General features: G+C 72.3%; 11 protein-coding genes. 10 read left to right on the top strand and 1 reads right to left on the bottom strand.

Annotated elements, in window-relative coordinates; all coding sequences use genetic code 11:
* The first annotated feature begins 34 nt into the window (after positions 1-34).
* Complete coding sequence (locus AB0B68_RS09150) at positions 35-1,018, top strand: hypothetical protein (RefSeq protein WP_357208153.1); 984 nt, start codon at positions 35-37, stop codon at positions 1,016-1,018.
* Positions 1,019-1,077: 59 nt separating this feature from the next.
* Here the strand turns inward: AB0B68_RS09150 and AB0B68_RS09145 are convergent, their stop codons facing one another.
* Positions 1,078-2,484, bottom strand: coding sequence for a lysine 2,3-aminomutase (locus tag AB0B68_RS09145; RefSeq protein ID WP_357207593.1), 1,407 nt, complete (start codon positions 2,482-2,484; stop codon positions 1,078-1,080).
* A gap of 153 nt (positions 2,485-2,637) precedes the next feature.
* On the opposite strand from AB0B68_RS09145, the gene AB0B68_RS09140 reads away from it, so the two are divergent.
* The 9 genes from AB0B68_RS09140 (at position 2,638) to AB0B68_RS09100 (ending at position 13,026) form a co-directional block, all read left to right on the top strand.
* Positions 2,638-3,687, top strand: a complete 1,050-nt coding sequence (locus tag AB0B68_RS09140; protein ID WP_357207596.1) for a zinc-binding alcohol dehydrogenase — start codon at positions 2,638-2,640, stop codon at positions 3,685-3,687.
* A gap of 4 nt (positions 3,688-3,691) precedes the next feature.
* Positions 3,692-5,257 carry an amidohydrolase gene (locus AB0B68_RS09135; RefSeq protein WP_357258810.1) on the top strand — a complete coding sequence of 522 codons (1,566 nt, stop codon included), beginning with the start codon at positions 3,692-3,694 and terminating at the stop codon, positions 5,255-5,257.
* Complete coding sequence (locus tag AB0B68_RS09130; protein WP_357207587.1) at positions 5,254-6,816, top strand: lysine 5,6-aminomutase subunit alpha; 1,563 nt, start codon at positions 5,254-5,256, stop codon at positions 6,814-6,816. The genes AB0B68_RS09135 and AB0B68_RS09130 overlap by 4 nt, the downstream gene beginning before the upstream one ends.
* Positions 6,813-7,577 carry an OAM dimerization domain-containing protein gene (locus AB0B68_RS09125; RefSeq protein WP_355007464.1) on the top strand — a complete coding sequence of 255 codons (765 nt, stop codon included), beginning with the start codon at positions 6,813-6,815 and terminating at the stop codon, positions 7,575-7,577. Before AB0B68_RS09130 ends, AB0B68_RS09125 begins: the two co-directional genes overlap by 4 nt.
* Positions 7,574-7,966, top strand: a complete 393-nt coding sequence (locus AB0B68_RS09120) for a hotdog domain-containing protein (RefSeq protein WP_357223158.1) — start codon at positions 7,574-7,576, stop codon at positions 7,964-7,966. The genes AB0B68_RS09125 and AB0B68_RS09120 overlap by 4 nt, the downstream gene beginning before the upstream one ends.
* Positions 7,963-9,300 (top strand): glutamate mutase L, encoded by a 1,338-nt coding sequence (locus tag AB0B68_RS09115; RefSeq protein ID WP_357258806.1) that lies wholly within the window; start codon positions 7,963-7,965, stop codon positions 9,298-9,300. The genes AB0B68_RS09120 and AB0B68_RS09115 overlap by 4 nt, the downstream gene beginning before the upstream one ends.
* A 573-nt stretch (positions 9,301-9,873) precedes the next feature.
* Complete coding sequence (gene lnt, locus AB0B68_RS09110; RefSeq protein WP_357259002.1) at positions 9,874-11,571, top strand: apolipoprotein N-acyltransferase; 1,698 nt, start codon at positions 9,874-9,876, stop codon at positions 11,569-11,571.
* A 55-nt stretch (positions 11,572-11,626) separates the two neighbouring features.
* A complete protein-coding gene (locus AB0B68_RS09105) occupies positions 11,627-12,415 on the top strand; it encodes a polyprenol monophosphomannose synthase (protein WP_357206568.1) in 789 nt (262 codons plus the stop codon).
* A 92-nt stretch (positions 12,416-12,507) separates the two neighbouring features.
* The gene (locus AB0B68_RS09100; RefSeq protein WP_355007467.1) at positions 12,508-13,026 is read left to right on the top strand and encodes an FxsA family protein; all 519 of its coding nucleotides are present in this window, start codon (positions 12,508-12,510) and stop codon (positions 13,024-13,026) included.
* The last annotated feature ends 45 nt before the right edge of the window (positions 13,027-13,071 follow it).

Raw genomic sequence — 13,071 nt, 5'->3', positions numbered from 1 at the left:
CGCTCGGCGGGACCTCATCGGACAGCTTGACGGGATGAAGCAGACCCTCCTGGGGGAGATCATGTCCGAGTCGACGCTCGGTCGGTTCGTGGAACCACCGCGGCGGCAACCGAGAGTGCGTCGTTTGGCTGGTGTGGCGGCGGTGGTCGTGGTCCTTGCCGGCGTCCTGGCCGTCTCTGTTCTGCCGGGTGAGCCCGAAGAGGTCGGGGAGGTGGCTTCCGCTCCCAGCGCCGGTGCTCCGGTCGTCTACTCGCCGGTGGCGATGCGGGCGGCGGAGAAGAATCCGCGGCTGCTGATCAACCGCCCGGGCTGGAAGGCGACCACCGTGTACGGGTTCACCCAGGAGGCGGGCACCATCACGTTCCGCAACGGTGGGCGTGAGGTGGAGTTCGACTGGTATCCGGCTGACGGTTACGCCGGCCGTTACGCCGACCGGCTCAACGTCAGTCGTCCGAAGGCTGTGCAGGTCGATGGCTGGGCGGGTGACCAGTTCGAGTATTCCGCCAGCGACTTCGAGGTGTTGCTCCGTCCCCGTGACGGGGTTTTCGTCGAGTTGCGTACCGGGGGTGACTGGTCTCGGAAGGAGTTCGCCCGGGTCCTCGGGGATGTGGTCCGGGCGGATGCGCGTACGTGGTTGGGTGCGCTTCCGCCGGAGATCGTCACTCCCGACCGGGTGTTGGAGCGGGCGGCCGAGGTGCTCGTGGACGTGCCGCTCCCGCCGGGCTTCGACGTCGCGGCGTTGGTTGACGTCGGCATCAACGATCGCTATCAGTTCGGTGCCGCTGTGACGTCGCGTGTGGGTTGCGGGTGGATCGCGGAGTGGCAGCGGGCGAGGGCGAGTGGGGATGAGGCCGGGGTGCGGCGGGCCGTCGAGGCGCTGCGGAGCAGCCACGGGTGGCGGGTGCTGCGTGACATGGACAAGGCTGGCGACTGGCCGGAGGTGTTCTGGGAGTACGCCGACGAGATCGCGGCTGGGAAGCTGCGGCCCGGATACGTCCAGGGCCTGGGCTGCGCCTGACCACGGAGTGCGCGACACCCCCGGGAGCTGGACTGCCCGGGGGTGTCGTCGTCGGTGGGTCAGTCGTTGCGGTGGTCGTGCCACCACTGCTGGCCGTTGGCGGGCAGGGTGTCGATCGGGTCGTAGTAGGCGTAGCGCTTGTTGAGCGCCTCCAGGTCGGCGGATTCGATGGAGGTGCGGTAGTTCTTCGTCCAGTAGGAGATGCCGCGCTCACGGTCGTAGTCGGTGAGCATGTGCACCCAGCGCTTACCGACGAAGGGGACGTCGCAGACGATGCGGGGGGTGGCGTAGCCGGGGAGGTAGCCCATGATGTCGTGTTGGAGTTGTTGGGCGTGCCAGACCGGGACCCGCCAGTGTTCGGCGTTGGGGATCATGTCGCACATGTAGAAGTAGTACGGCAGGATTCCGGCTTCGCCTTGGAGGGCGAAGCAGAGGTCGAGCAGTTCCGGGGTGGTGGCGTTGACGCCGCGCATGAGGACGCCCTGGTTGCGGACGTCGCGGACGCCGACGTCGAGGGCGGTCTGGGCGGCCTTGGCGACCAGTGGGGTGAGTGACTGGGCGTGGTTGACGTGGGTGTGGATGGCGAGGTTGACGCCGCGGCGGGCGGCGGTGCGGGCGACGCGTTCCAGGCCCTCGACGACGTCGGGTTGTAGCCAGTGTTGGGGTAGGCCCATGAGGGCCTTGGTGGCGAGCCGGATGTCGCGGACCGTTTCCAGTTCCAGCAGGCGCATGAGGTACGACTCGAGGTTGCGCCAGGGGACGTTGGCCACGTCGCCGCCGGAGACGACCACGTCGCGGACGCCGGGGTGGGCCTTGAGGTAGGCGATGTGGGCGTCGTAGCGGTCGACGGGCTTGAGGGTGAGTTTGAGTTTGTCGACGGCGGGGGTGGAGTTGCCGACGAGGTCCATGCGGGTGCAGTGTCCGCAGTACTGGGGGCAGGTGGAGAGCAGCTCGGCGAGGACCTTGGTGGGGTAGCGGTGGGTGAGCCCTTCGGCGACCCACATGTCGTGCTCGTGGAGGCTGTCGCGGCTGGCGTAGGGGTGTGAGGGCCAGTCGGTGCGCCGGTCGGAGGCGACCGGGATCATGTAGCGGCGGATGGGGTCGGCGAGCAGGGCCTCGGTGGTGAGGGTCGCGAACGGCACCATCGTGTTGATCATTTGTGGTGGCACCAGCATGGACATGGTGGCCATTGCCGACTGGTCGGCTTCGAGGTCGGCGTAGAAGGTCTCGTCGATCAGGTCACCGAAGACGGCGCGGAGCTGCTTGATGTTCTTGACGCAGTTGACGCGTTGCCACTGGGCGGATTCCCACTGGTCGCGGGTGACGTGGCGCCAGCCGGGGAACCGGGTCCAGTCGGGTTCGACCAGGGGGCGGCGGTGGTATTCGTAAGGCTGCCCGGCGGTCGGTACGGCGACCGGGGCGTGACGGGGTTGAGGGACGGTCTCAACCGGTTGGGTCTGGGTCACGGCCCCTCCTCGGTGTTGCGGCTGATCATCGAAGCCCGAAGGCTACTGGAAAATATTCGGTACAGAAACTAGTCTGCCGTAAGTTTTCCCGTTACGCGAGCCTTGACCGGGGCTTCGGGCGGCTGGACAGGGGAGGTCGGCGTGACGTCACCGGTGGGACTGCACCGCGTCGTGCAACCGGCGGGGGTGCTGCCGCAGGCGGCCTGGCGCCTGGACACGTCGGCGGCGATCGCGCCGAACGAGGTGCGGATCCGGGTGCAGCGGCTCAACCTGGACGCGGCGAGCTTCCGGCAGTTGTCGGAGAAGCACGGCGGCGACGGTGACGCGGTCCGCGCCGAGGTGCTGGAGATCATCGCTACCCGGGGGAAGATGCAGAACCCGGTGACCGGGTCGGGCGGGATGCTGATCGGCACCGTCGAGGAGGCCGGTCGGCGGTCCCCGCTGGGCCTCAGGGCGGGGGAGCGGGTCGCTACCCTGGTGTCGTTGACGTTGACGCCCCTGGTGATCACCGATGGGTTGGCCCGTTGGGACGGGCGCAGCGAGCAGGTGCCCTGTGACGGGTGGGCGATCCTGTTCGCGCGCTCCATCGCCGCGGTGCTGCCCGACGACGAGGACCCCCAGTTGTCCCTCGCCGTGCTGGACGTGTGCGGTGCGCCCGCGCTGACCGCCCGGGTGGTGTCGCGCTACGTCGAGGAGCGTCGGCGAAGCGGTGATCCGACACCGGTGCGGGTCGCGGTGATCGGCGGGGCGGGTAAGAGCGGGTCGCTGTCGCTCGCTGCGGCGCGACGGGCGGGCGCCGCGCGTACCGTCGGGGTGGTGCCGGTGGCGGCGGAGCGCGACGCGCTGACGGCCTCCGGCCTGGCGTCGGTGGTGGCGCTGGCCGACGCGCGCGACCCGGTGGGGTTGTCCACGGCGGTGACCACCGCGTTGGGGGTGCCGGCGGACGTGACGGTGGTCTGCGTGGACGTGCCGGGGTGTGAGCACGGGGCGGTGCTGGCCACCGCTGACGGCGGCACGGTGATTTTCTTCTCCATGGCGACGAGCTTCTCCGCCGCGGCGTTGGGCGCGGAGGGGTTGGCGGCGGACGTGACGATGCTGGTGGGCAACGGGTACGTGCCGGGGCACGCGGAGTTGGCGTTGGGGCTGTTGCGGGCCGAGCCTGGGGTGCGTCAGCTGTTCGCGGCGCGGATCGCGGCAGACTGAGGTCATGACGAACCCCTCGACGTTGTACCGCGGCGGCGTGCTGCACTGCCCCGCCGACCCGAGCGCCACCGCGCTGCTGGTGTCCGGTGGGCGGATTGCCTGGTTGGGGACCGACGGCGACGCGCCGCCGGCCGATCGGGTGGTGGACCTGGGCGGGGCGTTGGTGACGCCGGCGTTCGTCGACGCGCACGTGCATGCCACCGACACCGGGTTGGCGTTGTCCGGGTTGGCGTTGTCCGGGGTGCGCTCGGCGGGGCAGTTGCTCGACGCGGTGGCGGGGTTCGCGGCGGGTCTGCCGGCGGACGCGGTGGTGCTCGGGCACGGCTGGGACGAGTCGGGTTGGTCGGATCCGACGTTGCCGGACGCTGCGGCGTTGGACCGGGCCGCCGGTGGTCGGCGGGTGTATCTGTCGCAGGCGTCGATCCACTCGGCGTTGGTGTCGTCGGCGTTGCTGGCGGCGTGTCCGCAGGCGGCGCAGGCGCCCGGGTACGACGCGTCGGGCTGGTTGCGGCGCGACGCGCACCACGTGGTGCGGGCGGCCGCGCAGGCGTCGGTGAGTCGGGCGCAGCGGGTCGGGGCGCAGCGGGTGGCCCTGGCCCATGCGGCGTCGTTGGGGATCGCGGCGGTGCACGAGTGCGGTGGCCCGGAGATCTCCGACGAGGAGGACTTCACCGGTCTGCTGGGCATCTCCGGCGCGGGCCTGCCGGAGGTGTACGGGTACTGGGGCGAGTTGGGTGGTGCGGCGCGGGCCCGGGAGTTGGGCGCGGTCGGCGCCGGCGGGGACCTGTTCGCCGACGGGGCGTTGGGGTCGCGTACGGCGCACGTGTCGCAGCCGTACGGCGACGGTGAGGGTTGCGGGCACGGGTACCTGTCGGTCGAGCAGGTGCGTGATCACCTGCTGGACTGCGCCGCGCACGGCATGCAGGGCGGTTTCCACGCCATCGGTGACGCGGCGATCGGCACCGTCCTGGACGGGTTCGCGGCGGCGGCGCGGACGGTGGGGGTGGAGCGGTTGCGCGCGGCCCGGCACCGCATCGAACACGCGGAGATCATGAGCAAGGCGTTGATCGCGCGGTTCGTGGAGTACGGGGTGGTGGCGAGCATGCAGCCGGCGTTCGACCGGTTGTGGGGCGGCGCGGGCCGGATGTACGAGGCGCGGTTGGGGTTGGACCGGTCGTTGGAGTCGAACCCGATGGGTGCGATGCACTCGGTGGGGGTGGCGTTGGCGTTCGGGTCGGATTCGCCGGTGACGCCGCTGGACCCGTGGGGGTCGGTGCGGGCGGCGGTCGCGCACCACAACCCGGCGCAGCGGATGGGTGTGCGGTCGGCGTTCGCGGCGCACACCCGGGGCGGGTGGCGGGCGGTGCACCTGGACGTCGAGGGAGTCCTCGCGTTGGGTGCGCCGGCGACGTTCGCGGTGTGGTCGACGCCGGCGGGGGTGGAGCGGGGTCTGCCGGTGTTGCAGGCCGAGGACCCGGAGGCGCGGGGTCCGCACGACCCGACGCCGTTGCCGGTGTGTCGGCGTCTGGTGCTGCGCGGTGAGGTCATCTACGAGGAAGGGTCATCATGACCGGGAAGCTTGATCTTGATCCGGTGCTGGTGGCGCGGGCGCGGGAGTTGGCGCGTCGGGCCGGTCAGCCGGTGGTGGACCTGGCCCGCAGCCACACCACCGTGTCGGTGGAGCGGGCGGTCCTGCGGTTGGCCGGGGTGACCGGCGCCGACCCGGATGGCATTCCGTGGGTGAACCGGCTCGTCGAGGCGGTCGCCGCGGATGTGGGGTTGGGTCACGGGGTGGCGGTGCCGGTGTTCGACGCCCTGGTGCGCGAGGGCAGCACCGACGTGACGTTGCTGGCGCAGAAGGCCGCCGCCGGGTCGGTGCGGTTCACCCAGCCGACCGGGCGGGCGGCCACGGCGGCCCGGTCGGCGGCGCGTAAGGCCGTCGGCGCGGGTATCCGGCGCATCGACCGGCGGCGCGCCGAGCGGGACCGGCTGGTGAAGCGCCACGGCGACCCGGCGCAGCGGCCGTGGATCTACCTGATCGTCGCCACCGGCGACATCTACGAGGACATTCCGCAGGCGCAGGCGGCGGCGCGCGCCGGCGCGGACGTGATCGCGGTGATCCGTTCCACCGGGCAGTCGCTGCTGGACTACGTGCCCGAGGGCGCGACCCGGGAAGGGTTCGCCGGCACGTACGCCACGCAGGAGAACTTCCGGCTGATGCGTGCGGCGTTGGACGAGTCGTCGAAGGAGGTGGGCCGCTACGTGCGGTTGACCAACTACGCGTCCGGGCTGTGCATGCCGGAGATGGCGACCCTGGCCGGGCTGGAACGCCTCGACATGATGTTGAACGACTCGATGTACGGGATCCTGTTCCGCGACATCAACCCGGTGCGGACGTTCGTCGACCAGCGGTTCTCCCGGCAGGTGCACGCCCGCGCCGGGATCATCATCAACACCGGTGAGGACAACTACCTGACCACCGCCGACGCCGTCGACGAGGCGCACACGGTGACGGTGTCGCAGCTGCTCAACGAGTTCTTCGCGCACGAGGCGGGGTTGGCGGACTGGCAGTTGGGGTTGGGGCACGCGTTCGAGATCAACCCGGAGGTGCCGGAGTCGTTCCGGTTGGAGTTGGCGCACGCGTTGCTGGCCCGGGAGTTGTTCCCCGACGCGCCGTTGAAGTGGATGCCGCCGACGAAGCACATGACCGGTGACGTGTTCCGGGGCAACCTGCTCGACGGGTTCTTCAACCTGGCCGGTGCGCTGACCGGTCAGGGCATCCTGCTGGTGGGGATGATGACCGAGGCGGTGGTGACGCCGTGGTTGTCCGACCGGGACATCGCCCTGCAGAACGTGCGGTACGTCCTCGGCGCGGCCGGTGGGTTGCACGAGGACTTCGTGCCGGCGCCGGGCGGGTTCATCCGCCGCCGCGCCAACCAGGTCCTCGGTGAGGCGCTGGACCTGCTGGATCGCATCGGTGAGCAGACGCTGCTCACGGCGATCGCCGAGGGCACCTTCGGGATCATGAAGCGGCCCGCGGACCGCGGCAAGGGCCTCGACGGGGTCGCCGCGCACGAGGCCGACTACTGCAACCCGGCCACCGACATCCTGGAAGGGGACGCGGCATGAGCGCCGCCGACGCCGCGAAGAAGATCGTGCGGCCGTACGGGGACACCACCGGTGACGGCATGGTGCAGGTGTCGTTCACCCTGCCGGTGACCCACGACAAGCGCGCCGAGGGCGCGGCGGTGCAGTTGGCCAACAAGATGGGCATGGACCCCGCGATGGTGGTGCACGCCAAGCCGATGGGTGACGGGTTCACGTTCTTCGTCGTGTACGGGCGGGTCAACCACCTGGTCGACCTCAACGCCGTGCAGGTGGTGGAACGGGACTTCGCGCTGCTGTCGGCGAAGGACGTCAACACGGTGATCAAGCAGCGGTTGCGGCGCAAGCTGTCAGTGGTCGGGGCGTGCATCGGCACCGACGCGCACACGGTGGGCATCGACGCGATCCTCAACGTCAAGGGCATCGCGGGCGAGAAGGGCCTGGAGTACTACCGGGAGTTGAAGGTCACCAACATGGGCGCGCAGGTCAGCGTGCCGGAGCTGGTGGAGACCGCCCGGGCGGAGAAGGCCGACGCGGTGCTCGTGTCGCAGGTGGTCACCCAACGCGACGCGCACCTGCACAACACCCGGGAGATGTCGGCGGCGTTCCGGGAGGCGATGCCGGCGGGGCGGCGTCCGCTGCTGATCGTCGGTGGTCCCCGCTTCGACGAGACGATGACCGACGAGTTGGGCGTGGACCGGATCTTCGGTCGGGGCACCACGCCCGGCGAGGTGGCCAGCTACCTCGTGCACGCCCTGATCACGCAACGGAAGGCGATGGCATGACCGACGCACGGCTCGGGTTGACGGTGACGCACCGGCGGTATGTGCCGTACTCGCACGCCCACTACGCCGGGAACCTCGTCGACGGGGCGTACGCGCTGGGGTTGTTCGGCGATGTCGCCACGGAGGTGTGCATCCGTACCGACGGCGACGAGGGCCTGTTCGCCGGGTACGCCGATGTGCGGTTCCACGCGCCGGTGCACGCCGGGGACGTGGTCGAGGTCACCGCGCGGGTGTCGCGGGTGGGTAGCCGCAGCCGCACCCTGGAGCTGAGCTGCGCGGTGGTGTGCCGGGGCCGCCCGGACCGTTCCGCGTCCGCCGCGGAGGTCCTCGATCCGCCGATCGTGGCGGTCACCGCGACCGGCACCGTGGTCGTTCCCGCCGCGTCGTGACCCTGGCGGTCTGCGCCGACGTGGGTTCCACGTACACGAAGGTGGCGGTGGTGGACCTGGCCAGCGGTGTCCTGGTCGGCGCGGCGTCGGCGCCCACCACGGTGGGCACCGACGTGCTGCACGGCCTGGACGCCGCGGTCGCGGCGGCCACCGCCGGGCTCGGTGTGCGCGACGTTCCCTGGTACGTGTGCTCGTCGGCCGGTGGTGGGTTGCGGCTGGCCGTGATCGGCTACGAGCCGCTGGTCACCGCGCAGGCCGGCCGGCGGGTGGGGCTGTCCGCCGGCGCGCACGTGGTGCACGTCGCGGCCGGGCGGCTCGGCGCGGCCGACCTGACGGCGTTGCGGGCGGCCCGCCCGGACGTGGTGCTGCTCGTGGGCGGCACCGACGGCGGCGACGCCGACACGATCACCCACAACGCCACCCGCCTGGCCCGGGCCCGGTGGCGGCGGCCCGTGGTGTACGCGGGCAACGCCGACGTGCGCGAGCAGCTGACCGGGCTGCTGCGTGACGCCGGGGTGCCGGTCACCGACGCCGACAACGTCCTGCCGCGCATCGGGGTGCTCGCCCCGGCGTCGGCGCGGGCGGCGATCCGCGCGGTGTTCCTGCGCCACGTCATCGGTGGTAAACGACTGTCGCGGGGTGCCCGGTTCGCGCGGTTGGTGCGGGCGGCCACCCCCGACGCGGTGCTCACCGGTGTGGAGGTGCTCGCCGACACCCTCGGCGGTGATCTGGCGGTGGTCGACGTGGGTGGGGCCACCACCGACGTGTACTCGGTGCTCACGCCCGACGAGCGGGCCACCGGGCCGGGCCGGGAGGTCGCCGGCAGTCTGTGGCGGGCCCGCACCGTGGAGGGCGATCTGGGCATGCGGTGGAGCGCCCCCGGGGTGGTGCGGGCCGCCGTCGAGGAACGGCTGCTCACCGCCGGCGAAGCCGACGACCTGGGTGCCGCCGCGGCGCGCCGGGCGGCCGACCCGGCCTTCCTGGCCGTCGACGACGTCGAGCGGGCCGTGGACCGGCGCATCGCCACCCTCGCCGCGACGGTGGCGCTGCGCCGGCACGCCCGAGGCGCCGCCACCGGTGAGCGCGCCGGGCGGGACCTGCGCGACGTGCGGATGCTGGTGGGCTCCGGTGGGGTGCTGCGGCACTCGCCGGCTGACGTGTCCGGGCAGGTGCTGACGGCGGTCCTGGCCGACCACGCCGGCGGGTGGGCGCTGCCGCGCGCCGCCGCGGCGGTGGTCGACGCCGACTACGTGCTGGCCGCCGGAGGGCTGCTCGCCGAGGGGCACCGGGCGGCCGCGCAGGCGCTGCTACGTGAGCACCTGCGTACGCATTGAGACTCGCCGACCCGACACGCCGTGTCGCAACACACGACAGGCCGACTGCGGGTTGACAACCGACGGGGGTCGGCACGTACCGTCTTTGAGTCCTACCACGGGAAGCGGCTGTTGTTCGCTTCGTCCCTTCGTCCGCTGGCCGAGCGACATGTTCGAGCGTCATCGTCGCGGCGGCCAGGTCCAGCGGGCGGGGGTCGGCGGGGCGGCGCGAACCGGCCGCGGTTACCGGTGTACGGGCAGGGTGAGGTGCACGGCCAGTAGACAACGGCCCGGCGGGGGCAGCCAGTCCACGTCCGGTCGGTCCGAAGGTCGTCGTGCTCCATCCTCGCCACACCGGCCGGGAAGGGCCTGGGAGCATCGGGGCGCGGCGAAAGCCGCGCCCCGATTTCATCTCCGTGCTTCCCGCCCACCCGCACACGCTCCCGGCGATCTTGCGGTTTGTGTCGTTGATGTGGGCGGGAATGCCCCTTGTGTCGGCACCGGAAGTGCAAGATCGGCGAACAGGGGGCCCGGCCAGCGGGACCGTCAGGCGGGTAGCCTTCGCCGGGTGATCGAGGTGAAGCTGCGGTGACGATGCTGGACCGGGATGAGACACCCGCCCCCACGGTGATCAGCGCGCCTGCCGTCGTGGGTCGGCCCCTGCCGCTGCGGGTCGCCGTGCCCCTGGCCGTGGCCGCCGGGCTGGCCCTGCTGGTGGCGTTCCCCCCGTACGGCGTGTGGCCGCTCGCGCCGGTCGGGGTGGCGTTGCTGGCCGCCGCCGCGCACCGGCGGCGGTTGCGCGCCGGCGCCGGTCTGGGCTTCTTGACCGGGTTGGCGTTCTTCGCCCCGCTGCTGGCCTGGACGAACCTGCACACCGGCTACCTGCCGTGGGTGCTGCTGACGCTGCTGCAGGCCGGCTACCTGGCGTTGCTGGGCACCGCCACCGCCTGGGTGTCGCCGCTGGTCGACCGGGCCCGCTGGGCGTGGCCGGCGCTGACCGGGCTGCTCTGGGTCGGGCAGGAGGCGCTGCGCGACCGCACCCCGTTCGGCGGGTTCCCGTGGGGGCGGTTGGCGTTCAGCCAGGACGACTCGCCGCTGCTGCGGCTGGCCGCGCTGGGCGGCGCCCCGTTGGTCACCTTCGTCGTGGCCCTCATCGGCGGGTTGCTGGTCACCGCCGTCTGGCGGGGCTGGGTCACCGCCCAGCACCACGCACCCGAGCCCACCACCACGGCGAGCGACGCCGTGCCGGGCGCTGACAGCCCGCTGGACGGCCCCGCACGCGCCGGGGGTGCCGCGGGGCGTCGCTGGGCGCCGGTGGCCGTACCGGCCGTCGTGGCCGTCGCGCTGACCGCCGGGGCGCTGCTGGTGCCGGTCGCCTCCGCCGGGTCCGGCGCGGACGTGACAGTGGCGATCGTGCAGGGCAACGTGCCCCGGCTGGGCCTGGACTTCAACGCCCAACGGCAGGCGGTGCTCAACAACCACGTCGACGCCACCATCGAACTGGCCGAGAGGGTCGCCTCCGGGCAACAGCGGCGACCCGACCTGGTGGTGTGGCCGGAGAACTCCAGCGACATCGACCCGCTACGCAACCCCACCGCCGGGGCGCGCATCTCCCAGGCCGCCGACACCATCGGCGCGCCGATCCTGGTCGGCGCGGTGCTGCTGGGCCCCGACGCGGGGCAGGTCCGCAACGCGGGCATCCTGTGGCACCCCGGCACCGGCGCGGACCTCGAGCAGCTGTACACGAAACGCCACCCGGTGCCGTTCGCCGAGTACGTGCCGTTGCGCGACGTGGCCCGGATGGTCAGCAAGAAGGTCGACCTGATCCGCAACGACTTCGTGCCCGGAAGCACCCCGGGCGTGGTACGCGCCGGCCCCACCGTGCTCGGTGACGTGATCTGCTTCGAGGTCGCCTACGACGAGGTGGTCCGCGACACCGTCACCGGCGGCGCGCAACTGCTGGTGGTGCAGACCAACAACGCCACCTTCGACGTGGCAGAGGCCCGCCAGCAGATGGCCATGGTGCGGCTGCGGGCGGTGGAGCACGGACGGCCGGCGTTGATGGCCTCAACGGTCGGGGTGTCCGGGTTCGTCGCACCCGACGGGCGGGTAAGCGATGCCACCGGGTTCAACACCCGGGAGGTCGTGGTGCGGCAGTTGCGGCTCGACGACGGACGCACCCTCGCCACCCGCGTCGGCTGGTGGCCCGAGGTGGCGCTCGCCGCGCTGGCCGCGGCGGCCCTGGTCGGCGCGGCGGTGCTGCGCCGGCGGCAGCGGGTCAGGCCCGGATAGCAACAGCCGGTAGGCCGGCGGGAGCGGAGGAACCGTGATCCAGGCGACCGATACGATCCGACGCACGGACGAGGTGCCCGGAGTGGGCCGGGTACTGGTGGTGATCCCCACCTACAACGAGGCCGACAACATCGCCGTGATCGTGGGCCGGGTCCGGCGGGCCGCCCCGGCGGTGCGGATCCTCATCGCCGACGACAACAGCCCCGACGGCACCGGCGCGATCGCCGACGCCCTCGCCGACGGCGACGCGCACGTGCAGGTGCTGCACCGCCAGGGCAAGGAGGGCCTCGGCGCGGCGTACCTGGCCGGTTTCGGGTGGGCGCGCGAGCGTGGCTACCAGGCGGTCGTGGAGATGGACGCCGACGGCTCGCACGCCCCGGAGGACCTTCCGGCGCTGCTGGACGCCGCCCGCGACGCCGACGTGGTGATCGGCTCCCGGTGGACCAGCGGCGCGCGGGTGCTCAACTGGCCGCTGCGACGGCTGCTGCTGTCACGCGGCGGCAACCTGTACGCGCGCCTGGCGCTGGGCATGCCCGTCTCGGACGCCACCGGCGGTTACCGGGTGTACCGGATCAGCGCGTTGGACGCCATCGACCTGGAGTCGGTGACCTCGCAGGGCTACTCGTTCCAGGTGGAGCTGTCGCGGCTGGCGCACCGGGCCGGGGTACGGATCGTGGAGGTGCCGATCACCTTCGCCGAGCGGGAGCGCGGCGACAGCAAGATGAGCCCGAAGATCGTGGCCGAGGCGCTGTGGCGGATCACCGCCTGGGGGGTGCGCGACCGGCGCCAGGCGGTACGCCGGGGCCTGCACGGCACCGCCACCGGCCAGGCACGGTGGCCGTGAGCGGGTCAGGCACGGTGGCCGTGGGCGCGGCCGTGTCATGCTGGATGAGCGGAACACGTCCGTGGTGTCCGCAGGAATGGCGATGAGGTGAGATGCGCCGAGGACTGAGGTTCGTACCGTTGGCCCTGTTGCTGGCGGTGGTGCTGGAGCTGGCGGTGTTCGTCGGCGTGGGACGGGCGCTGGGGTTCGGCGCGGCGGTGTTGCTGGTGTTCGCCGCGTCCCTGCTGGGGTTGGTCCTGCTGCGCCGCGAGGGGATGCGCGCCTGGCGTGGGTTCCGGGCCGCGGCGTCGGCCGGTCAACCCCCGGGTGGGCAGGTGACCGACGGGCTGGTCGGGCTGGCCGGGGCACTGTTGCTGGCGGTGCCCGGCCTGGTCAGTGGGCTGGTCGGGTTGCTGCTGTTGGTGCCGCCGGTGCGTCGACTGGCCCGCGTCGGGGTGCGCCGCGCCACCGAGCGGCGGGTGTCGTCGATGGTCGCCGGTGACCTGTTCGGGCCCCGCACGGTGCGGGTGCGCCAGGGTGCGCCGCAACCGACACCGCAGCCGGAACAGCCCGTGGTGGTCGACGGCGGTCGCGCCATCGAGGGCGAGATCGTCGAACCCGGCCGGCACTGACACCACGCCACACGCAGACACGACGGCGCCCCCGGGGAGAACCCC

Origin of the sequence: Micromonospora sp. NPDC049049 (assembly GCF_040649115.1) — a bacterium.
Taxonomy (GTDB): domain Bacteria; phylum Actinomycetota; class Actinomycetes; order Mycobacteriales; family Micromonosporaceae; genus Micromonospora.
Note: the sequence above shows the minus strand (reverse complement) of the source record. Positions and strands in the feature narration are given on the sequence as shown.